Source organism: Bacillus sp. FJAT-26390 (genome assembly GCF_001682865.1).
In the GTDB taxonomy this organism is placed as follows: Bacteria; Bacillota; Bacilli; order Paenibacillales; family Paenibacillaceae; genus Pristimantibacillus.
Genome location: NZ_MAQX01000023.1, coordinates 1 through 1,124 on the forward strand (window position 1 = coordinate 1; position 1,124 = coordinate 1,124).

The 1,124-nt window shown below is 40.7% G+C and carries 1 protein-coding gene and 1 pseudogene; both read left to right on the forward strand.

Going from position 1 to position 1,124, the window contains the following annotated elements; all coding sequences use genetic code 11:
- Positions 1 to 431: 431 nt before the first annotated feature.
- Positions 432 to 698, forward strand: coding sequence for a hypothetical protein (locus tag A7975_RS20965; RefSeq protein WP_065386429.1), 267 nt, complete (start codon positions 432 to 434; stop codon positions 696 to 698).
- 127 nt (positions 699 to 825) lie between these two features.
- Positions 826 to 1,088: pseudogene (locus tag A7975_RS33205) on the forward strand (CPCC family cysteine-rich protein).
- The last annotated feature ends 36 nt before the right edge of the window (positions 1,089 to 1,124 follow it).

Sequence of the window (1,124 nt, forward strand, 5' to 3'; positions counted from 1 at the left end):
CAAAGAAAGCACGGAGTACCGGATATATTCAACCAAAGGGCACCGACCCGTAACGATAGCAAGACCGGCCTCCACCCCTTGGACAGGCGTAACGAAGGAATGAAAGGGCGTAGACCCGTTGAGACATGGGAGTGAGAACCTCCAGGGGCGGCGTGGAGAATGCGTGCAGTAAATGGAACTTTCTGGGGCGGTATATATTCCCCTTTATTCCCGTGCGTCTTCATGTTGCCGAAGTCTTATACGGAGTTCCCCTTCTTGTCTTTCATCCTATACCAACCGGGCGAAATCCTGCGAATAAGCGAGNCAATATCACACATGGATGAGCAGGCGCTGCAGTGGTCTGCTCATTTTTTATTAAGATAGGGGCAGGATTTTAGAGCGAATTCTAGAATATTTTTACTAGACAGATTGCCAAATAAGGTGTGATAAAGGTGAAAATAAGTATCAAGCTTTTAACTGAAGTGATTAACAATTGGGACCCTATCGGTCTGTTAGCTGGAGGTGCTCCACAGAACGAGTATGATATTGAGATCAATCAAATTGCACAAAAGTCTATAACATGTACAAATGAAATAGAATTAGCAAAACTTATATACAGAGTGTTCAATGATATGATGGGTGTGAAGCTAGACCATCTAAGTTGCTTAAAGCAGGCATTTAAAATAACTGATCGTAATAACAATACATTATTCAACTAACGAGGGACGATAGTTCAATAAAAACACGGAAGCAGCCGACCACATTGATCGGTTGCTTCATTACGCTAACTGGCAGGATTGATTAGTCAATTTCGCGAATACGTTGAGCTGAGAGAGGTGTTATTGAATGAAATATACTTGTCCCTGTTGCGGATATAAAACACTAGACGAAGAGCCACCAGGTACTTACGATATTTGTGATATTTGCTTTTGGGAAGATGATGGAGTTCAATTTTTTAACCCTGATTATGAAGGAGGAGCAATGTTCCATCATTACGACAAGCACAAAAAAACTTTATAAAATTTGGTGCAAAAGAACTTCGAAAAATAAAGTATGCAAGAAAACCTTTTAATGATGAAATTGACCCTGAATGGAAACCACTTGCTTAATTAATTTTATAAAGCTCCCTCGGTACGATGCAGTTT